This is a genomic window from Bacillus sp. GC_Bacil_1, assembly GCF_026540675.1.
GTDB lineage: Bacteria > Bacillota > Bacilli > Bacillales > Bacillaceae_G > Bacillus_A > Bacillus_A cereus.
In genome coordinates this window covers 147,065-168,932 of record NZ_JALNUG010000012.1, presented here as the reverse complement: position 1 = coordinate 168,932, position 21,868 = coordinate 147,065, and the positions used below count along the sequence as shown (strand labels likewise).

Here is a 21,868-nt window from a genome sequence, read left to right as displayed (position 1 = left end):
TAACCTTACCAATATGAAGGTTATTATAAATTATGCATGTATAACTAATGTTTGTTTCATCTTACAAAATAATACGTACTACATATTGAGTTTATTTACTATAAAAAATGACTTAAATTCTAAAACATTTAATTTTGTAGAACCTGTCCCCTTTGATTACCGCATAATTCCATAGTGTGTTCTCCACCTAATTTTGGAGCACTGCTAATCAAAAATTTTTATTTTTGAACAAGAAGCATTTCGTATCTAATAATTCCCTTTGTTAGCTTAATGCCCATGTAAAACAAAAAGCACCAGGTCCCCCCAATGCTTTTCCTCAAATCTAAAACAAATGACAAGCCACCTCATGCCCCTTCGCAATCTCCACCATTTTCGGTACTTCCTGCGCGCATTTTTCAGTGGCGAATTTGCAGCGCGTTCTGAATTTGCAGCCGGATGGTGAGTTTAGTGGGCTTGGTACTTCTCCCTCTAGGATGATCCGTTCTTTGCCTGTGTTTGTTGGATCTGGTTCTGGCATAGATGAGAGTAGTGCTTGTGTGTATGGATGTGCCGGTTTTGTGTATAGGTCTTCGCTGTCGGCAATTTCTACTATGTTTCCTAGGTACATGACTCCGATTCGGTCTGATATGTGTCTTACCATAGATAGGTCATGTGCGATGAATAAGTATGTGACGCCTGTTTCTTCTTGGATGTCTTGCAGCATGTTTACGACTTGTGCTTGGACTGAGACATCGAGTGCTGAGATTGGTTCGTCACATAGGATAAAGTCTGGTTTTACAGATAGTGCACGCGCGATGCTAATGCGCTGGCGCTGGCCTCCGCTAAATTCGTGCGGGTAGCGATATAAGTGTTCTTCTTTTAATCCTACCTTTTTCAGAAGGTCTAAAATGATTTCTTTTTGTTCTTCTTTTTCGTAGGAACCGTGAATGTTCATCGGTTCGCTAATAATTTGGAATACGTTCATTGCCGGGTTTAATGATGCGTATGGATCTTGGAAAATGATTTGCATTCTTTTTCGATATTCTTTTAGTTCACTTTCCTTTAAACTTGCGATATCTTTTCCGTCAAACAAAACGTTACCTGAAGTGACATCGTGTAAGCGAATGATACTTCTTCCTGTCGTTGATTTTCCGCAGCCAGATTCTCCTACTAACCCGAATGTTTCACCCTTTTTAATAGTGAAGCTTAAGTCATCGACTGCTTTTAATTGCTCTGTTTTCCTGCCAAATAGTCCTTTTTTAATAGGAAAATACTTTTTTAAGTTCCGAACTTCAATTAAGTTTTCTTCATGCATGGAAATCACCTACCGCCCTATCATTTAACCAACACATAGAACGTCTTTCGTTTCCGATTTCAAAATATGGTGGACGTTCTTTTTCACAAATATCCATCGCATACGGGCAACGCTCTGCGAATGGGCAACCTTGTGGCGGGTTTAATAAGTTTGGCGTTACACCTTGAATAGGAGCGAGTCTTTCTTTTACGCCGTTCGCTATTTTTGGCAAAGAGTTTAATAGCCCTTTCGTATATGGATGATTCGGCGATTGGAAAATATCAAGTACAGGTCCTTCTTCCATAATAAGCCCGCCGTACATAACGATAACGCGCGTACAGTTTTGTGCGACTATTCCTAAGTCATGCGTAATAAGAAGTAACGCCATGTTCGTTTCGTTTTTTAAGTTTTTCATTAAATCTAGTATTTGCGCCTGTATCGTTACATCAAGTGCAGTCGTCGGTTCGTCAGCAATAAGAAGGTCCGGATTACAAGACATCGCCATTGCGATCATAACCCGCTGCTTCATACCACCGCTTAGTTCATGCGGATATTGTTTTACCCTTTCTTCTGGTGACGAAAGGCCGACTTGTTTTAACAAGTTGATCGCAATCTGCTCTGCTTCTTTCTTTTTCACTTTTTGATGACGTATAATTACTTCCGTCATTTGTTTCCCAATTTTCACGACTGGATTTAGCGCTGACATTGGGTCTTGAGAGATAAGTGAAATTTGATTTCCTCTAATAGAACGTAATTCTTTTTCAGATTTAGAAAGTATGTTTTCATTATGAAAAAGGATTTCCCCTTCTTTCACTTTTCCTGGTGACGTAACGAGAGACATAACAGACTTCGCCATTACACTCTTTCCGCTTCCAGATTCCCCAACGATACCGACTACTTCTCCTTTATTTAAGCGAAATGTAACGCCGCGAACCGCTTCAACTTCGCCACTTTCTATGAAAAAAGAAGTCTTTAAATTTTTCACTTCTAGTAGTTTTTCAGACACGCTTCTCACTCCTTTCACTTAACACTTTAGTTTTCATGTCCGGCTCCTTTTGGTGCGAAAGCTTTCTTCAATGCTTCACCAATTACGTTAAAACTAAGTACCGTTAAAAGGATAAGGAATCCTGGGAAGAGTGTTAAATACCAAGCTTCACCAATATATCCTTGCGCATTGTTTAGCATGCTGCCCCAAGAAGAATCTGGTTCTCTAATACCTAAACCTAAAAAACTAAGTGATGATTCCATTAAAATCGATGTCGCAATTGTTAATGTCGCAGCGATAATAATGGTTGATAAAATGTTAGGAATGATATGTCTTACAATAATCATAAGTGATTTTTGTCCTGATACTTTTGCGTATAAAACGTACTCACGCTCTTTTACAGATAACGTTTCTGCCCTTACAATACGGGCGGTGTCCATCCATGTTAGTAATCCGATAATAAGAACTAACGTCGTAATTCCTGGTTTTAAATACGCATTTAATAGTAGCATTAAAAAGAATGATGGAATTGACATAAGTACTTCAACAACCCTCATTAAGAAGTTGTCTAACTTTCCACCAAAATATCCGCTAATTGTTCCAACTGCGGTACCGATTGTAATAGAAACAACCATCGCAAGAAAACCGACCGCAAGTGAAACTCGTCCGCCATATAACGCTCTCGTTAAGTAATCTCTTCCGTAATCATCCGTTCCGAAAGGATGACTCATACTTGGTTCTTGTAAGCGATCTGGAATCGACATTTTGCTAGGATCGTACGGCGATACGAATGCGAAAATTGATGCGACCGTTAAAATCGCAAGTATAATAACTCCCATTGCAACAAACTTATTTTTCGTAAAGCTATGTTTTATCGTTTGAAATCTCCTATTATTCATTCCAAATCACCCCCTCATTCGAATGCGCGGATCTACTACGCCATATAAAATATCAGCAATTAAGTTACCGAGAATTAACATGAATGATGATAGTAATGTAATTGCCATGATAATCGGATAATCAAATCTAAAAATAGCATTTACCCCCAGTGAACCAAGACCCGGCCATGAAAATACTGTTTCTGTAATAAACGCTCCGCCTACTAAACTTGGAATCGATAATCCGAAAATTGTAATGATCGGTATTAGTACATTTCGAAGTACGTGATTAAATAACACTGTTTTCTTTGAAGCGCCGTACGCATATTGAATTTGTACATATTCTTCTTCTAATTGCTGAATCGTACTTGAACGAATATATCTCATATAAACAGATACGTTTTGGAACGCTAGCACCATACAAGGTAAAATGCCGTGTTGCACAATATCCCAGACAGAATCTTTACCAACGGTGCGCATACCCATACTCGGAAGTAGGTTCAATTTTAAAGAGAATAAGTAGACTAATAGTAGTGCAAACCAGAAAACCGGCATAGAAATACCAACGTATGAAATAAAGTTTACAATGCGGTCAAAGAATGAATTCTTTTTCACACCTGTAAATAGTCCAAGCGGTATTGCGATTACGAATGAGACGAGTAAAGATGATCCCATTAACCCAATTGTTGCAGGTAATCTTTCTGTGATAAGTTCCAAAACAGGACGATGATTTTGAAGTGAGTAACCAAAGTTTCCTGTTAAAATGTTTTTTAACCATAAAAAATACTGCACGTAAATTGGTTGATCTAGTCCTAAACTTTTGCGAATACGCTCCACATCAATTGGACTCATGTTTGGCGTTACAAAGTTTCGAACCGGATCCCCCGGTGCTAGTTTTATTAATAGAAAAGAAATAATAGAAATAACAAATAAAAGCGGAATTGCATTTAAAAGCCTCTTCGCAATTACTTTATACACAAACTTCCCCCCTCAAGCTAAAGAAGCTGATTTCCACCAGCTTCTTTATTGTTTCTTATTTCACTTCATAAATCTTAGATAGATCTTCAAACATTGTGACAGGAATTGCTTTCGCTTCTTTTAATCCATCAAACTTTTTATCTACTGCAATAACTGCTTTCGGATACGCGATTGGTAGATAAGGTACGTCTTCTCTAGCTGTCTCTTGAATTTTATGGTATAGCTCTGCGCGTTTTGTTTTATCTGTCTCAACTGCAGCTTCTTCCCATAACTTATCGAAATCAGCGTTTTTATATCGTGCATAATTGTATTCAGCATTGCTTAAGAATAAGCTCTTATATGAATCTGGCTCAGGTCCCATTATGTAACCACCAAATGTAATGTCATATTCTTTATTCTCTTTATCTAAGCCTTTTTCACTTGCCGCACTAGCATCTAATGCATTTAGTTCAACTTCTAAGCCAACTTCTTTTAATTTTTGTTGTGTATATAACGCTAAGCTTTCCATAATTTTATTATTCGTTACATACATCACACGTACTTTTTCCTTATCTTTCACGCCAGCTTTTGCTAATAAATCTTTCGCTTCTTTTTTATCATACTTATAGTCTTTAATATCTTTCGCATAATACATAGCGTCTGGCGTTAAGATTGAATTTGCTGGTTCTGCAAATTCACCTGAAACGAATGCTGAGTTAATCATTTCTTTTTTATCTAACGCATGCGCAATTGCTTGACGCACTTCTTTTTTCTTCATAAGATCAGTATTCATGTTATAAGATAAGTAGAATAATCTACCTTCAGGGAATGTCACCATTGAGAAGTTCCCAGTGCTATCTAATTTCTTAAAGTCTTGCGGCTCAATCATCTTCATGTTGATTTGACCATTTTGCAGTGAAACATTTGCTGTATTACGGTCTTTTACAACTCGGTATACGATAGAGTCTAATTTAGCTTTCCCACCTACATAATCATCGAATCGATCTAATGCAACGTACTCATCTGATTTATATTCTTTAAACTTAAACGGACCTGACCCTACAGGTTGTAAGTTTTTCTTACTCTTCGCTAAATCTGCTTCCCCTTCAAATACATGTTTCGGAATCGGGAAGAAATCATTCATCACACCTTCGAAAGATGCGCTTACTTGTGGTAAAACGAATTGAGTTGTTAACTCATCTACCTTTTTCACCTCAAGCGGCTTTCCTTTAAAAATAAAGTTTTCACGACTTGAGCTATTTTGCTTCTCATCTAAAATAGATTGGAATGTAAATGCTATATCGTCTGATGTAATTTTCTTACCATCATGCCATTTCAAATTATCTTTTAACTTCAGTGTCCACGTTAATTGATCTTCTGAAGGCGTAAAGCTCTCAGCAAGAACAAACTTTTTCTTACCGTCTTCCATATGATATAGCGGCGCATATAAAGCCTGCTGCACAGTTAATGACACACGATCATTCGCATAAAGCGGATTCATCGTATCTGGATTATCGCTAACACCAATCGTTAACGCCCCTCCGTCTTTCGGAGTCCCTGATTTACTAGTGCTCGCTTGCTTCGAATCTTTTTCCCCTGAACAAGCAGCTAATGCAATAAATAATAGTAGGACAAATGGTAATATAAACAACTTCTTCTTCATATTTCGACCCCTCTCGACTATTTACACCTATAAGAAAACTCGGAATTAATACCGAGTTTTCTTATAGGTTTTAAATTACCACTACCCGTATGTATTGTCAAACTTTTTCGCAAAGGTAGAAAGTTTGTAATCTATTAATGCATTCTTGCGATAAACTATATTTATGCGGAGAAGAAAATAAAAAGACCACGAATAAGTAGCCTCATAAAATGAGTTAAAAAACTATCAACTTACAGAAAATCCCTCTAAAATGATTGTTTTATATGATCGAAAATGTAGAATGGGATTAAAGACAAAAAACACATTTAGGAGGTTATCATGACATTTGATGAATTGAAAAAAAATAAACCAACAACCTCATGGGTTGAGTATGATGAAGATGGGGAATTTTTTACTGAAGAAAATATAAGTGCAACAAATACAGTTCTTGACACTTACATTAACAATTTACAGCGATTAGGAGAGAATCCAACCGAAGTCGAAGTAATGCAAGTTGTTAAAGAGGTAGTTATTAAATTAAATGAATTAAATATCGAACATGACCATTTTATCGAAACAATGGAAAGAGAAGATCTCTATGAATTTATCGATACAGCAGCACGAATAGCTGGCTTAGAATCCGAGGAAGATATAACAGAAGAATGGCGTGAATGGTAAAAAGTTGCATCTCTAATAATTAGAGGTGCAACTTTTTCATATACCAATTGAATGAATGATTTGATGTCCGCGCAGAATTCATATATTTCAACATAATATTAAAAGGCTTCAATTATAAATACTAGCACACCCATCCTGACAAAAAGACCACCAAAAGGCAGTCTCAAAACTCAATCTTATTCCCTACTCCTTGCTCCACCGCTTTCTCATACAAATACTTCGCAACGATAATATCTACTACCGCCAAACCAACTGATTTGAAAATAGTAATCTCTTCATCATTTTCGCGGCCAGCTTTTTCTTTGCTTATAATTTGACCAAGTTCAGCGTGAATGGCGTTTGCTTTGAATAGACCTTCTTTTATCGGAACTTGAAGGTCTCCTGTTTCGTCTAGTGCTGCTTCTTTTGATTCGACTACTACTTTGTTTGCTTCAGCTATGGCATGTGAGGGTAGTTCTTGCATGCTCGGTCTGAATGAGCCGACGGCGTTTACGTGGACGCCTTTTTGTAGTGTTTCTGAGAAGACTGGTGTGGTTGCGTTCGTAGTTGTGACGATAATGTCTGCTTCACGTATTGCTTCATTTGGATCCCTGTAAACGTAAGCAGGTTTACCAAATTTCTCTTGTATATGTTGCGCAAATGCATACGCTTTTTCTTCTGTTCGATTGTATAAGATGACTTTTTCGATATCTCTAACTGCAAATATTGCTTCGGCAATTCCTTTCGCTTGTTCGCCCGTGCCGATAATGCATAAAGTTTTTGCGTTATGACGAGCTAAATATTTTGTCGCTACTCCTGATAAGGCGCCCGTTCGGATCATCGTTAAGTACGATCCTTCTAGAAGTGCGAGCGGTTCTCCCGTTTGAAAGTCTGATAGCATCACAATCCCATTGATCGTTTTCTTTCCTATCTGTTTATTTTGCGGGACTACCGTTACTATTTTTACTCCAAGTGCCTCAAGTCCTTCCGCTACTGAAGGCATAATTAATGCCGTATTTTGCTCGTTCGCAAATGGTAATGAGCCTCTTATTGGTGTAATCGTTCTTTCTGCGGAAAATTCTTTTAAAGCAAGCGCCGCGTATTCAATAACTTCATTCATATTTACTAAGTTTCTTTGTTCGTTCGCGCTTATAACTAGCATATCTTTCCACCTCCTCCTTCTATCCTAACAAAAATCCCCGTTTCAAATCATCTCTCGGGTCTACAACGAACTGATGAAATCCTGTAATAAAGGCATGCCCGGTTACTTTTGGAACGACAGCTTCATATGTATCTACTGCGGTTACCGACAATACTTCCCCCTCGAATTTCCCGTCAGTAATGCATTTATGGACGAAAATTTCTCCCTTTTGTAAAGCATCTTTTTCAAAAAGAGTTGCGATTCTTGCGGAAGTTCCTGTACCGCAAGGAGAACGATCTACTTGCCCATCAGCAAAGATTGTTACATTTCGTAAAGTTGCGTCTTCCCCTTTCGGTTCATCTGAAAAGATAACGCCGTATATTCCTTTCAATCCTTCTTCAAGTGGATGTTTCACTTCCATTTTGCTCTCTATATAATGTTTAATTTTACCGCCCCACGTTTGAATAGCGGGCAAGTCTTTAAAATCAACTTTCAAACCAAATTCTTTACAGTCTACAACAGCGTAAAATGCTCCTCCAAACGCGATATCTACTTGAAATTCATAGTTATCTATTTTAATAGGAACGTCTTTTTTGTATACAAATGAAGGAACATTTTCAAATGATACAGATTCTACTTCACTCCCGTTATATTTTGCATACGCAATAACTTCTCCGGCTGGGCTATCAATAATGAACTTTTGTTTTTCACCCTTTACTTCAAACATGCCTGTTTCAATTCCAACTGTAATGACAGCAATAATGCCATGACCACACATCGTACTCCATCCTTCATTGTGCATAAATAAAACACCAAAATCAGCGTGGGCACTTGCTGGCGGTGTAATGATACAACCGTACATTCCGTGATGCCCTCTCGGTTCATACATCAGAATTTCACGAAGGTAATCCAAATGTTCCATACAGTATGCGCGTCTTTCCAGCTGCGTTTCCCCTTTTATTTCTGGCACGCCGCCCGTAATAATTCGAAGCGGTTCCCCAGCTACGTGTGCATCAATCGTTGTATATATTTTACTAACCTTCATTTCTATCTCTCCCCTATACGTTGATACTATTTCCAACGCAAGTATCATGCCAAATCGTATAGCATTACTTTTTTCAAATCCCCTCAGTAATGTGTATTCTTTTTTCAACAAATTCATATACAACTGTCTACTTTTTTATACACGGCTTGGACGTTACGTTATAAAACACCTCGATAACTTTGCAATTCCTCTCGTACACACATGCAAAATTCCCTTTATCATTATTATTTTCAATGTAAAGTTACTTCGCTCCCATACATATACTGTTCAAAAGCAAAAAGGAAGTGATCCCATGTATTACGGAACAAAGGGCTGGTACGTAGCTGAACTAAAAAAATTAGGCGTACGCTATCATGAAGGACGAAAACTAGAAAGTTACCGCGGACACGTATTACGCAATTTATTAATCGCACAACAAGAAAAATTAAAAGAACAGTAATATTCTAATGTAACGATATCGGCGATTCGCCATGGAATATCGACTTACCGACAAATTCCGCTAATTCATCTATCTACACCACCAATCAATCACACATCAAACTACAATAGAAAAAGGTCACCCAAACGGGTGACCTTCCTTTCTTATTCACAAACAAGAATTTGTCTAGTAAATGATCCTTTTCTTGTAATACAGCGATCTGTAATTTCAAATCCTGCTTCATGGATCATGTCGTCCATTGTCTCCATCGTTACAACGACTACCTTTTTAGCGATGCGGCGCGCACTTGAAAGAATGGAGAGCTGGTCTTCTGGTGTGGCGTGCGTAAATAGATCGTACGGCATATCGATAATGGCAACGTCGTAGTTCTCAGTAATTTCCTCGATTGGTCCTTTTGTTACTGTTCCTTCAAATCCGAAATGTGCGATATTTTTTCTTGTTCCAAGAACTACAAGTGGATTTATATCTCTACCAACGATGTTAATCCCCATAGAAAGTGCTTCTACTACTACTGTTCCAATACCGCAGCACGGGTCAATTGCTCGTACTCCCTCTGGATTTGGTACAGCGATATTTGCAACTGATCTCGCAACACGTGTGCTAAGTGATGTCGAATAACTATGCGGTTTTTTTATGTGATGATACCAAACTGGTTCGCTTTCTACATAGTGCCCGAAGTACCAGCGTCCTCCAAGAGGAACAATCCCGAATACACGCTCTGGATTACGAACATCCGCTTCTCCTTCAATATGCATGCCAAGGTCTCGTTCAATAAGACGTCTTTCTCCATATTCAATTTTATTTTCTCCAACGAGGTCATTGATTTTAACGAAGATAACTTTAAACGACGCCCCCGCTAAATCAATTTGTTCCACTTGTTTTAAAATGCTTTCTAAGTCGTCCCCTTCATACATAACCTCAACGCGCTCTTTCATAAACGCACTTCTACTCGGGTCAATTTTTACATCACTTTTTAAAATATTAACGTGCGACTCCATTCCAAAGAACGAGCGCATTTCCAAGTAACATAAAGCACGCTCCTCCTCACGAAATGCATACGTATATATACAGGCAGGTGTTTTACTATGATTATTCAATCTATTATCATCCTCTATCGTTTAAAATTGTTATGATTACAATTACTCAAATACTTTTTTGTATATAAAATTAAATGATATCATATGCCGGAAATAAAGAGAAACGTTAATAAATAAAAGAGACTGCCAATGGCAATCTCTTATTATTTATTAACGGAAAGAAGACACGTTGTTACCCATTTCTTCATAGTAATCTAAAATACCTTGATAAATAGCTTCCGCTGCACGTTGTCTCCATTCTTCAGTAGCTAGTTTTTCACCTTCACCTTTAGCATCGATGAAACCTAGTTCAGCTAAAATAGCAGGCATTGTATTGTATTTCACTACATAGAAGTTTTCTGTCTTTACACCTCTATCATTTGATTGAAGTGCTTGTACTAAACGTTTTTGTACTTTTTCTGCTAGTACACGGCTTTCTTCTGAATTTGGATTTGTTGCCGATCTGTAGTAGAACGTTTCTGTTCCTTCTACTTGTTCATTAAACCCGTTTGCATGAATACTTACGAAAATATCACCTTTATTTTCTTGTGCAAATTCTACACGTTTTTTCAAAGATTCACCAGGAGTATTTCCCGGACGCGTATCATCATTACGTGTTAATAAAACAGTAAATGGTGTCTTTTGTTCAAATAGTTTTTGTACACGTAAAGATGTATCTAATACAATAGCACTTTCATCCATTTTCACACCAGAATGCCCTGGATCAACTCCACCATGACCTGGATCAATAATAATCGCTTTTCCTTCTAAGAAATTCCCTTGCTTCACTGGATTTAATTGATTTTTATTAACCCATTGGAAACCAGCGCCCATGCGGATACGAATCCAGCTGCCGTTCTCTTCAATAACAGTTACGTGCTGTGCGTTATGTGTTCCCATTACTTTTGACGAAGAAGAAGCTTCTGCATAAGTAGTGAATCCTTCATTAATAACTTCCGTTTTCTCTACTAAAGGTGTCCATTTATCACCGTTACTTGTTGCAATTTTGATCCATCCATCTCGTTCTTCTTTAATTTCTACCGTTTGTGGATTATGCTGATTCGCACTAATCCCAGAACTTAATGATGGTGCGTGATATGTAATGAATTTTCTATCTATGTACATTTTCTTTGTTTCTACTGGACGATCACTATTCTTGCTAAATTTATCTGTTTGCGCAGTAAGCTGAGCTGCTTGTTCACGCGTAATAGAATCATTCGGTTTCCAGCCATTCTCTGTACCTAAAGAAAGTTTTAATTCTACTAAAATATTAACTTCTTCTTTACCCCAATGATTCTCTAAATCAGCGAATTTTGTAGGAACTGGTCCTGTTACTTTGCTTTTCAGATTATATGCTCTTACAAGCATAGCTGCCATTTCAGCACGAGTTACTTTTCCTTCAGGATCAAATACTCCTGGTTCTCGCCCTTTAATAATATTCTCTTTTTCCATGGCTGCAATAAATGAAGCTGCCCAATTATTTTTTGCATCATTATAAGACGGCTTTGCATTCGGATCTACTTTAGCACCAATTGCTGTTGCGATAATCTTTGCTGCCTGGGCACGTGTTAAATTTCCGTATGGCATAAAGTTACCATCTGGCATACCGTTAATTACATTTCTCTCTACTAAATAATAAATTGCGTCTTTCGACCACGCACTATCTGAAACATCAGGAAATTTCTTCGTTTCTGCTAAACTACTAATTGGATGTGCTAGTAAATTTGCTGCTAATAAACCTGCGGCTATTGCTTTGTACTTCATGAAAAATAAATCTCCTCTCAAAACTTCATATTCATACAATTTTTTTATTCAAGCTAACTAAAAAATATTAACTATTAATTAATTCCTTTCATAGTGTATAACATTATATATCTATAGTAAATACGTTTCCGGCCGTATAACAAAAATCGTATATATATAACTTATAATGAATGTATATAAAATAAAATTTTAATCAACCCACAAATAGCAGGATAAAAAAAACGATTAGGACATGTCTCCTAATCGCTTTTTATTATCTATGAAATTATTCTTCAATTAAATTAGACATTACATATGCATACACTAATGCTTCTGTATGCGCAATAGAACTTTCATGTGTACGTTCAAATGCGTGAGAAGAATCAATACCCGCTCCAATTAAAGCATGTTTCACATCAAATCCCGCGCGAATCGCAGCTGATGCATCAGATCCGTAGTATGGATAAATATCTACTTTATATTCAATATGATTCGTTTTCGCAAGCTCTACTAAATGTTTACGTAAAGCGTAATGATACGGGCCGCTAGAGTCTTTTGCACAAATAGATACTGTATATTCATCAGATGTTTGTCCATCACCTAACGCTCCCATATCAACTGCTAAGTATTCAACAGTTTCTTCTGGAATATTAGAATTACCACCGTATCCAATCTCTTCATTATTAGAAATTAAGAAATGCGTCGTATATGGTAATGTTACGTTTTCATCTTGTAATCTTTTAATTAATTTTAATAAAATCGCAACACTTACTTTGTCATCTAAATGACGTGATTTTATGTATCCACTCTCTGTAATTTGAACGCGTGGATCAAATGACACGAAGTCTCCTACTTCAATTCCTAATTCGCGTACTTCATCAGCTGAAAATACGCGCTCATCAATACGAACTTCAATATTTTTCTCATCGCGTTTTGCTTCACCTGCATCTTTATATACATGTACAGATGTTTGATGCATTAAAATCGTTCCTGTATACGTCTTGCCACTTGATGTTTCAATTTCGCAATATTCTCCTTCTACAGAGTTCCAACGAAATCCACCAATCATAGAAAGACTCAGGCGACCATCAGGCTTAATTTCTTTCACCATCGCACCTAACGTATCAACGTGTGCCGTTAATAAGCGGTGCTGCGCATCATTCTTCCCTTTTACCGTTAAAATAAGAGCACCCTTATTATTACGTTTCGTTTCTACGTTCCACTCACTTACATAGTTTTCAATGAAATTAATAATTTTTGCTGTATTTCCAGATGGACTCGGAATAGAGACAAGCTCCTTGATCAATTCCATCGTTTCTTTCGTATGATGTGCCATTGTCGTTTCCTCCTCATTTTCTCTACTATTCAGTATACAAAATTCGCCAGAAAACCTCTACTTATATAGCTTAATTTTCTAAATTGTAGTAAAATTCTTTTTAGTATACAAAAAGGAGTCCTGAAATATGAATATATCAAAAAAATATATACACATTGCACTCATTTGGTTTTTAGCATCATTATTTTGTTTACAAATCTCTTATGCCATTCATACTACTACTTCTATTACAATCGGCTGGATATTAACAGCTATCTTCTTCATTATTAGCTTCATTGCAACAAAAAAACATAGCGTTACTCATTAACGCTATGCTTTTCCTATAAAACTATTCTTCTGAAACGTCTAATAAATAAATACCTCTTTCAAATCCACCGCGCTCTACTTCTTTTTTCTTACGAAGGCGTTCTACATCTTCAATCGATGCACCTTCTGCACGTGCTAATGAAATGATAACTTCTAGCGCATCCGCAAGAGAATCTAGCGCATGTTCGCGTTCTTTCATAGAAGCAAATTCACGAATTTCTTCCGTTCCAATTTTCGCTAAAGCCTGTATGTATGCTTGCCCTGTTAATTTTTGTGCTGTATACGTTTTTCCAGACATTAAAATCTTCTCTGGAACACGATCTCTTACTAACTTGTTATATGCTGACATCATTCATCCTCCTATATTTAATAACATCCGAGCTCTGCTTTATAGAAAAACCATTTTTTCTTCACGCACGCACTTAACATATCAATTCCTGATCCATGTGCTCTTACATGTGGAAAGAAATAGTGCTCTAAGTCTTCGTCCTTACCATATAGAGTTTGATACTCATCTAGAATCGCTTCTTTTTTCACATCTTTTTCTTTCGTCACCCCATCAGAAAATGCAACACTTGGATGTCCCTCAAAAAACAACGCAGTCCGAACTGCCAAAGATGGTGTACTATGCAAAGCAGAATATGTAAGCAAAATAATAGTAATAACACCGATCATTTTCTTCATGTATTACTCCTTAAAAAAAGTGCTAACACAATTATACTAAAATGTGTTAGCACTTTCTCCCCTTTATCCCGAATTAACGAGCTAATAATCAGTGAGGAATGGACAAAATCCTCACTTCACTTTATTCCCCTTTAAATGCTGGTAAACGTTTCTCTAAAAACGCAGCAATTCCTTCTTTATGATCCGCTGTTTGTCTCATTGCATATTGACCACGCTTCTCTAATTGCAATGTTTGCTCTAAATTAGAGCGATTTACTTCACATAAAATTTGCTTCGTTTGAATCATTGCTTTAATCGGTTTTTGTGACCATTCATTAATTTTTTGCTTCACAGCCGTTTGGAAATCTTCGCCGATTACTTCATCAATTAAGCCGATATCAAGCGCTTCTGTCGCTGATAATTTCTTGCCTTCCCAAATAATTTGCTTCGTCATATTTTCACCGACGCGCTTTTGAAGGAAGAAATGACCGCCTCCATCTGGAATTAAAGCGATTCCAATAAAGTTCATCGCAATAACAGATGATATATCCGCCATTACATAATCAGCTGTTAACGCAATACTTAACCCAAGACCTGCAGTTGGTCCATGAATTGCACTAATAACAAGCTTTGGCATCGTATATAACGTCACGACAACTTCAGAAATAGTATTCATAATGCCATCAAACTTACTTTCATCATTACTTGAAAGCATCGATTTAATATCCCCACCCGCAGAAAAACCACGGCCGTTCCCACATAACACAACGATATGCGCAGAACTTTCCGCTACTTCTTTCAACTTTTGTAATAACTCTTTTAATGTCGGCTCATCTAACGCATTTAACACCTCTGGGCGATTGACCATAACCGTTGCAACGTGGCCTTCATATTTCACAACGACAGATTCTGTTTTACTTGTTATTTCCATTATATATACCCCTCTTTTCTCCATAAAGATTATACTTATATAATTATAGAGAACCATTGAAAAATCCTTCTTTTTTCTCAATTTTCTGTCTAATAATCTCGCAATTTGTACATATACCGTATAAAACATACAATTCCGTTGAAAAATATAGAAATTAAAGTCGGTTTATCCATGCTTTTCATCTATTTACCATTACAATGAAATGGTGTATTCTTAAGTTTGATAAAAAAACAAATATTGAAATTCATTCGCCTTACTATGTAAAAAAGGCTTTATACCCATCTTTTGGGTGTTGTAATAAAGGAATGAAGAACTGGAGGAACATATGGTTAATAAGTTGAAACAAACGGATAACTACTTCCCACATTTCCTATTGCTATTCATTGTGTTTCAACCAATTTTAGATTTATTAACATCTTTTTCAATCTATATATTACACATGAGCGCAACAGTTGGAGTTGTAGTCCGTTTCGCCTTTATGCTTCTTGCATTAGGATACCTACTTCTTCATCACAAACAACAAGATGCGAAAAAGTACATCCTCTATTTATGTTTACTCGGAATCGCACTCGCAATCGGTCTTGTAAATAATATGATGGTTAAATCTCCAGTTTCATTTGGAGAAGAAGTTAAATTCATTTTAAAGAGCGTATATCCAATTGTGCTACTGTTTGGATATATTATCGCCTTTAAAGAGCTAAAAAATAAAGAGTATGTATTTCATAAAATCATTACATATTTCTTATATGCAACTTTAATTTTAAGCATCACAATGATTGTCGCAATGCAAACTGGAACGGATTTCCCAAGCTATCCTCACTCAAAAATCGGTTCAAGAGGTTGGTTCTTCGCTGGAAATGATTTAAGTTCTCTTTTCGCCATTATGTTCCCAATCATTGTCTTATATTCGATTCATAAAACAACTTCTTTCTCGAAAATATATTACTGGATTCCAACAATACTTGCGATGTATGCAAGTATTATGGTCGGAACGAAAGTCGGATATGGCGCAATTGTTATTACATTAGGCGTAGCACTTTTCTTCTCATTCATTGAGTACATGATAAATCGTAAAAAAGAAGGAAAAGGATTCACACATATTATAAATACCGTTGTTGCAGCTGTTATACTAGGAGGTTTAATTGCTCTTACACCGCATACTCCTATCGCAAAAAATATGGGCATTCACATGCAAATATACGAATACAAAAAATCAGTACAAGAAGAAAAAGATCGAAAAGAAGGAAAAGTAATTAAAGAAGATCCAGAAGATGCAAAAAAACATGCAAAAGGTGAACTTACAGATTCTGAAGTAAAAAGTTTAATTTACAGCGATCGCGACAAATTCTTAAAAACATACAAACAGTACTATAAAGACGCACCGCTTTCACAAAAACTATTCGGAATGGGTTACGCTGGTAACTACACAGATAAAATTAAATTAATTGAAATGGACTTCCATGACCTATTTTTCGCATTTGGAATTGTCGGTTTCCTTATTTACTTAATACCACTTCTATACTTTGGTATTAAATTATTCATCCGCATGATCACAAACTTTAAGAAAATCATGAGCGTAAAGTATATGCTATTAGCGAGCACACTCATTCTATCACTTGGCATTGGCTTTATGTCTGGCCACGTATTAACAGCGCCAGCCGTTAGTATTTTCTTCATTGTTATTCTCGCTTATATCATTGTTGATTTTGAAATTGAATAGAAAGAAGGTGCTACGAAATGTCAGTAGCACCTTCTTTTTTATTTAATTAATGTTTTACGTATTCTAAGCTTTCTTTTGCAATATACGCTTCTGTTACAGTAGGATTATCTGAAATAACTTTAACCCACGCTTTTCCATTTATTATTTCTTCACCAGTAACTGTAACAACTACATTTGTATTTAAACGATACAGTCGCTCATTTGATATACTAGGATTCTTTTTCACTTCCACGTTATTCATCACACGTGCAAGTTTGTACTTGTTGTATTCTTTTTTACCTAAATAAGAATCAAAACGGTTCATATGCCCCGCTACTTTTTTACCCCAGTTCGCATCAGATGCATATTTCGCATTTAAACCAGCAGCTTTATCACCTGTATATGTTGCTGTATAACGCCAATGTCCTGGATTTAAATATCCTTCATTCATGTATAATTTTGCTGCATGTTCAATACAATCTTCTTTTGAATTGAATGCTTCTCCGTTACCATATGGACTATCGTCTGTTGCTTTTAAACCAAATAAATTATTTTTGTCTTTTGCAAGAGCGCTTGTTCCATAATAACTTTCATGAATTGCTAATGAATATAAGAATAATGCATTTACATTATACTTGCTTTCTACTTCTTTAAATTTCTTTCCTAAACCAATTAATGGAGAGTCTGGCTTAATCGATTTCACATAACTATCTAGTTGTTCAGCTGTATAATCTGTTTTCGAACGTAATGATAAATAATTGAAATATTGATAGAAAGTTTCGTCTCCGAATGTCTTTCCATCTACACTATACATTTGCTGTCCTTGCTTCATGAAAGAAGGTGCCACACCATATCTAAATTCTGTATATCCAGGTGAACTTGTATTATATGTATAATATTTATGGTATAAATATCCATCTGATTTCACATAATAAGACGACTGTTTCATTTCATTTGTAGGAATTAAAGTGATTTCATTCTTCTTCACATAACCTGTCAAACCAGAAAGTTGAACTTTCACACGATCTTCGCCAACTTCTAACACTTTCAATTCTGTTCCATACTGAATATACGTATATACTGTTGACAAATTCTCATCATAAATATTAATGATGTTTTGCCCAGTTATTCTTTTCGCACTTGCAAAACCATCTTTAATCCATAAAAATTCGTTCTCGTATTTTACCGCATTCATACCTTTATTTTGAGCAGCCGTAACCGCTTCTTTATACGTATTATAGCGCTCTACTTCTTGCTCTGTTCCGTTTTCTCTTACATTTGTCACAACATATTTCTTAGTTTCTACAGGATTGCTATTTCCGTTTTTTTCAATCGTCTGAAGCATACGATCCAACATAGCTGAAGCCATGCCTCTTGTAGCTGATAGATGTGGTCTAAATGTATTATCTTCTGGATACCCTTTAATAATTTGAGTAGCCACCATAACTTGCACATGCTCTTTATAGTTAATACTATCTTTATCAGTAAAGGTAAGCGGACTTACAGCTACTTTAATATTTTTATAGTCTAACGCTCGCTTTACCATTATCGACATTTCTTCACGTGTAATCACATCATTTGGTGAGAATGTCTCGTTCGTACGACCATTAATAATTTTCGCTCCATATGCTCTACTTACACCATCATATAAACCGTAAGTCTTCGGCACATCCTCGAAATTCGAATCAGCTTTCGGTAAATTTAAAGCCCTTGCTATGAATGTAGCAAACTCTGCTCTTGTTACTAATTTATCAGGCGCATATACATTGTCTCCATACCCCATTAAAACTCCTTTAGTAATAAGTGAGCGCATATGCGTCTCAAACATATGTCCTGTAATATCATCATTTGCCGCATAACTTGAAATAGGAGTTAAAAGTAATGATCCCGTTAATGCCACTGCTGTTATACCTTTTGAAAAAGTCTTCAAGGTTATCCTCCTCGTAATCTACGAATTTATTATCACAAATTTGATTATATAATAATCGCAATCATTTTAGCATAATAAATAGGAATTAAAATAAAACGTTTTTTAATTAGAATTTTCATTACATTCAAAACAAAATAAAAGACACTTTACTTTTTTAATAAAGTGCCTTTTTCCATATGATCAATGAGTTTCTTTGTTGCCTGTTTGCCTTGCAACCGAAGCTCATCTATTGTCAATTGTAACTCTTGCTGCACAGTTCCTTGTTGCATTAATTGCTTTTTCGCAATTTCATATAAATATTCAGCACTCCATTCGCCATCCACACTTCCTATAACTGGCTGATTCACTTGACTTAAAAACGAATCAATTTTCGGATCGTATGAAATCCCGACCATTGGAGTTTTGGCTACAGCAGAAAAAACTAGTGCATGAAGACGCATACCAATTAGTAATGAACATTGTGATAAAATGAATATTTTCTCGTCGATATCCATTTTATATGGAAGCATATACGTCTCTTCTCCCATTAAGTCTACTACTTCACGCGAAGCTTTTTGATCAAATGGCTCATGCATTGGAACAAATAGAATTTGGTATCCTTCTTGCTTTAATTTTTTTAATGCCGCAGCTAATTTTTTTATATAATCTTCTTTTGCATTCCAATAACGCACACTAACCGCGATTACTTTTCCATGTATCGAATGCTTTTGCAACCAATCCGATTGTTTTGTCCGTTTCCATGTTAAAACAGGGTCTGGAACAATTTCAATATCGTTTTTTATGCCAAGTCCTTTTAAATATAAAAACGAATCCTCATCTCGAACTGATACATAGGAAGCTTTTGACAAGTTCCATTTTACTAATAGACGATTATATCCTTTTGTAATTGGACCTATTCCTTGTGAATAAATATAATACGGCTTTTTTAATAATCGAGCGAGTCCCATAATACCCGTATAATATAGAATACTCTTCGTACTTGTCTGATCTTGAAGAAGGCTCCCGCCACCACTAATAACTCCATCACTGTTTTTGATCGCATGATAAACAGCTTTTATATCCCAGCGATCTACCGATTCTACACCATACATTTCCTTTGTATATTTAGAATCATTTGATAGTACTACTAGTTCTATATCCGGGTTCTCTTTACTTAACGATTCAATAATTGATTGTAGAATCGCCTCGTCTCCAACATTATAAAAACCATAATATCCTGATAAGACTAAACGCACCCTAAATCTCCTCCAAAACTAGGTAACCGTTTATTTCATCTAACATAAACTGGTACCCATTCCTTACCTAAACACTTAATACCCTACATAGTTTCCTCTTTATCAGCTCATATGAATTTTAATAAAAAATTAATTTTCTATATTTATCTTTTCAAAAATGGTATTTTTTTTATTGATATCCATTTTAATTTCAAAGCACATACACCATACAAAATGGTTGTAATACTTAATGCTATACCACTGAATAATAACGTCATAATTCTTGAAGATGTAACATCTATCACATTAAATAGTTCATACAATCCTAGTCCTAAAATAGATGCTATTGCTAGCACACCAAAAAAGCTTTTTAAATGAATAGAATAGGCAATATAGCTTCGAATATACAAATGATTTACAATACAAATCAATACGTAAGTAATGAATGTACTATACGCCGCTCCATCTATGCCAAACTTCTGCACGAACATTATGTTTAACACGACTTTCACACAACTCGCACCAATAACAATCCATGCAGCTTGTGCAGAACGATTAATGCCCTGTAAAACACCTATTGATAATACCATAACCGCAGTAAAATACGAACTGCCAATCATAACTGTTAACATACTACTGCCTTTTACGTCTGTGAACAATCCGACATTTAACGGTACTGTTAATGCCATCAACCATATTGTTAACGGTGCTGTCAAAACATGCGCTAGTCGATTTGTATTTTGAATTGTTATTGTCGCCAAATTTATATCTCTTTTGGCCAATGCGGAAGTTAAGAGTGGTATTAACGGAAATACAATTGCACTTGCAAAAATAACAATTATTTGCGTGAATGCAAAACCGCGACTGTATATTCCAAATTGTTCTTGAATTTCTGTTGATGATCCTTGTAATACATGCGGTATTGTAAGCGAGTCTACTAAATTTAAAAGTGGCATTGATAAAGCTCCGATAGCGATTGGGATCGATACCCTCAATATCTTTTTGCCGTTTTCTCTTAAATCTCGGAGTGAATAGGAATTGCTTTTATTGTAGTATGGACTTCTATTATATTTTATACGCAAATATATAAGCGAACTAATGACTCCAAGAAAAGAGCCAACCATCGCACCACTAGTAATAACAGTATTACTCTTATCCCATGATACTAGTATGTAAGCAATTATTAACATAAAAAACACACGTACAAATTGCTCAATGACCTGTGATACCCCTGTTGGTTTCATATCACCGAAACCTTGAAAATACCCTCTATAAACTGCCATGTATGGCGCAATGAGTAATGCTAATGAAGTAATAAGCAACGGCATTCTAGTTTCTTGTCCACCAAGCATATTTGCAATTTCAATAGAAAATAATACAATGACTAAACAGCCGAAAACGCCAAATGCTATCCCAATAATTGACGCTGATGTAAATAATTTCGCAATTTCCTTTTGCTTATTTTTTTCGTTCAACTCTGCAATTAGTTTCGAAATTGCAAATGGAACTCCGGCTACCGATAATGTAAGAGCAATCATATATACAGGAAAAACAAGTCGGAAAATACCGAGCACTTCATCTCCTGCAATATTTTGTAATGGAATTTGAAAAAAACTACCAAGCAATTTTGACAAAAAGGTTGTAATTGTTAAAATCGCTGCTCCTTTTACAAATGTTTTATTCATATTTTTTCTCTTTTCTTTTATACATATACTCTCAAACATATTGTTTTAAACGATAGGGATTCACTTTATCCCATTGGTTATCATAACAAATTTATTATAGGTTGAATACTTGGTTTTTTTTACAAAATAGAAAAGAGAACCAATTCACGCCTATCTCTTCACACTATAATTTCTAATTCCTTCCATTATATGTACACATTATAGCTGTTTTCGTAACTCAAAAAGAGCTCTTCTCTATCAATGCAGTACATATTACTAAAAACATTAT

20 protein-coding genes are annotated in these 21,868 nt (G+C 35.9%); 4 read left to right on the top strand and 16 right to left on the bottom strand.

The window, feature by feature from the left end:
• Positions 1 to 322 precede the first annotated feature (322 nt).
• Genes OXT04_RS19225 through OXT04_RS19205 form a run of 5 tightly spaced genes read right to left on the bottom strand, consistent with a single transcriptional unit; the run spans position 323 to position 5,756 of the window.
• Complete coding sequence (locus tag OXT04_RS19225) at positions 323 to 1,294, bottom strand: ABC transporter ATP-binding protein (RefSeq protein ID WP_000544135.1); 972 nt, start codon at positions 1,292 to 1,294, stop codon at positions 323 to 325.
• The gene (locus tag OXT04_RS19220; RefSeq protein ID WP_061660961.1) at positions 1,287 to 2,279 is read right to left on the bottom strand and encodes an ABC transporter ATP-binding protein; all 993 of its coding nucleotides are present in this window, start codon (positions 2,277 to 2,279) and stop codon (positions 1,287 to 1,289) included. Before OXT04_RS19220 ends, OXT04_RS19225 begins: the two co-directional genes overlap by 8 nt.
• A 26-nt stretch (positions 2,280 to 2,305) precedes the next feature.
• Positions 2,306 to 3,157 (bottom strand): ABC transporter permease, encoded by an 852-nt coding sequence (locus OXT04_RS19215; protein ID WP_001065278.1) that lies wholly within the window; start codon positions 3,155 to 3,157, stop codon positions 2,306 to 2,308.
• Positions 3,158 to 3,163: 6 nt separating this feature from the next.
• Positions 3,164 to 4,114, bottom strand: coding sequence for an ABC transporter permease (locus OXT04_RS19210; RefSeq protein ID WP_000278778.1), 951 nt, complete (start codon positions 4,112 to 4,114; stop codon positions 3,164 to 3,166).
• A 55-nt stretch (positions 4,115 to 4,169) separates the two neighbouring features.
• Positions 4,170 to 5,756 (bottom strand): ABC transporter substrate-binding protein, encoded by a 1,587-nt coding sequence (locus OXT04_RS19205; RefSeq protein WP_025117822.1) that lies wholly within the window; start codon positions 5,754 to 5,756, stop codon positions 4,170 to 4,172.
• A gap of 318 nt (positions 5,757 to 6,074) precedes the next feature.
• Here OXT04_RS19205 and OXT04_RS19200 point away from each other — a divergent pair, with 318 nt between their 5' ends.
• The gene (locus OXT04_RS19200; protein WP_000141782.1) at positions 6,075 to 6,413 is read left to right on the top strand and encodes a hypothetical protein; all 339 of its coding nucleotides are present in this window, start codon (positions 6,075 to 6,077) and stop codon (positions 6,411 to 6,413) included.
• 163 nt (positions 6,414 to 6,576) lie between these two features.
• On the opposite strand, the gene OXT04_RS19195 is transcribed toward OXT04_RS19200, so the two are convergent.
• Positions 6,577 to 7,554, bottom strand: a complete 978-nt coding sequence (locus tag OXT04_RS19195) for an ornithine cyclodeaminase family protein (protein WP_000960318.1) — start codon at positions 7,552 to 7,554, stop codon at positions 6,577 to 6,579.
• A gap of 19 nt (positions 7,555 to 7,573) precedes the next feature.
• The gene (locus OXT04_RS19190) at positions 7,574 to 8,626 is read right to left on the bottom strand and encodes a proline racemase family protein (protein WP_142338316.1); all 1,053 of its coding nucleotides are present in this window, start codon (positions 8,624 to 8,626) and stop codon (positions 7,574 to 7,576) included.
• Between the two features lie 160 nt (positions 8,627 to 8,786).
• On the opposite strand from OXT04_RS19190, the gene OXT04_RS19185 reads away from it, so the two are divergent.
• Entirely contained in the window at positions 8,787 to 9,017 is a 231-nt protein-coding gene (locus OXT04_RS19185) for a YflJ family protein (protein ID WP_072939984.1), read from the top strand.
• A 143-nt stretch (positions 9,018 to 9,160) separates the two neighbouring features.
• Here the strand turns inward: OXT04_RS19185 and OXT04_RS19180 are convergent, their stop codons facing one another.
• The 3 genes from OXT04_RS19180 to OXT04_RS19170 all read right to left on the bottom strand — a co-directional run bounded on the left by OXT04_RS19180 (position 9,161) and on the right by OXT04_RS19170 (position 13,172).
• Positions 9,161 to 10,114: a TRM11 family SAM-dependent methyltransferase gene (locus OXT04_RS19180; protein WP_001059320.1), complete on the bottom strand. Its 954-nt coding sequence runs from the start codon at positions 10,112 to 10,114 to the stop codon at positions 9,161 to 9,163.
• A gap of 150 nt (positions 10,115 to 10,264) precedes the next feature.
• Entirely contained in the window at positions 10,265 to 11,857 is a 1,593-nt protein-coding gene (locus tag OXT04_RS19175) for an N-acetylmuramoyl-L-alanine amidase (RefSeq protein ID WP_267416719.1), read from the bottom strand.
• A 265-nt stretch (positions 11,858 to 12,122) separates the two neighbouring features.
• The gene (locus tag OXT04_RS19170) at positions 12,123 to 13,172 is read right to left on the bottom strand and encodes a M42 family metallopeptidase (RefSeq protein ID WP_000930086.1); all 1,050 of its coding nucleotides are present in this window, start codon (positions 13,170 to 13,172) and stop codon (positions 12,123 to 12,125) included.
• Positions 13,173 to 13,299: 127 nt separating this feature from the next.
• Here OXT04_RS19170 and OXT04_RS19165 point away from each other — a divergent pair, with 127 nt between their 5' ends.
• Positions 13,300 to 13,479: a hypothetical protein gene (locus OXT04_RS19165; RefSeq protein WP_001027083.1), complete on the top strand. Its 180-nt coding sequence runs from the start codon at positions 13,300 to 13,302 to the stop codon at positions 13,477 to 13,479.
• Between the two features lie 21 nt (positions 13,480 to 13,500).
• Here OXT04_RS19165 and OXT04_RS19160 read toward each other — a convergent pair whose 3' ends face one another.
• The 3 genes from OXT04_RS19160 to OXT04_RS19150 form a co-directional block, all read right to left on the bottom strand.
• Positions 13,501 to 13,827, bottom strand: coding sequence for a nucleoside triphosphate pyrophosphohydrolase (locus OXT04_RS19160; protein WP_001277348.1), 327 nt, complete (start codon positions 13,825 to 13,827; stop codon positions 13,501 to 13,503).
• A 17-nt stretch (positions 13,828 to 13,844) separates the two neighbouring features.
• Positions 13,845 to 14,162: a hypothetical protein gene (locus OXT04_RS19155; RefSeq protein ID WP_061660965.1), complete on the bottom strand. Its 318-nt coding sequence runs from the start codon at positions 14,160 to 14,162 to the stop codon at positions 13,845 to 13,847.
• Between the two features lie 121 nt (positions 14,163 to 14,283).
• The gene (locus tag OXT04_RS19150) at positions 14,284 to 15,096 is read right to left on the bottom strand and encodes an enoyl-CoA hydratase (RefSeq protein WP_001999174.1); all 813 of its coding nucleotides are present in this window, start codon (positions 15,094 to 15,096) and stop codon (positions 14,284 to 14,286) included.
• A gap of 301 nt (positions 15,097 to 15,397) precedes the next feature.
• Here OXT04_RS19150 and OXT04_RS19145 point away from each other — a divergent pair, with 301 nt between their 5' ends.
• A complete protein-coding gene (locus OXT04_RS19145; protein WP_098284644.1) occupies positions 15,398 to 16,792 on the top strand; it encodes an O-antigen ligase family protein in 1,395 nt (464 codons plus the stop codon).
• A gap of 46 nt (positions 16,793 to 16,838) precedes the next feature.
• Here the strand turns inward: OXT04_RS19145 and OXT04_RS19140 are convergent, their stop codons facing one another.
• The 3 genes from OXT04_RS19140 to OXT04_RS19130 all read right to left on the bottom strand — a co-directional run bounded on the left by OXT04_RS19140 (position 16,839) and on the right by OXT04_RS19130 (position 21,600).
• Positions 16,839 to 18,701 (bottom strand): S-layer homology domain-containing protein, encoded by a 1,863-nt coding sequence (locus OXT04_RS19140; protein ID WP_000847496.1) that lies wholly within the window; start codon positions 18,699 to 18,701, stop codon positions 16,839 to 16,841.
• Between the two features lie 146 nt (positions 18,702 to 18,847).
• Complete coding sequence (csaB, locus tag OXT04_RS19135; protein ID WP_001241596.1) at positions 18,848 to 19,936, bottom strand: polysaccharide pyruvyl transferase CsaB; 1,089 nt, start codon at positions 19,934 to 19,936, stop codon at positions 18,848 to 18,850.
• 143 nt (positions 19,937 to 20,079) lie between these two features.
• The gene (locus OXT04_RS19130; RefSeq protein WP_267416708.1) at positions 20,080 to 21,600 is read right to left on the bottom strand and encodes a putative polysaccharide biosynthesis protein; all 1,521 of its coding nucleotides are present in this window, start codon (positions 21,598 to 21,600) and stop codon (positions 20,080 to 20,082) included.
• Between the last annotated feature and the right edge of the window lie 268 nt (positions 21,601 to 21,868).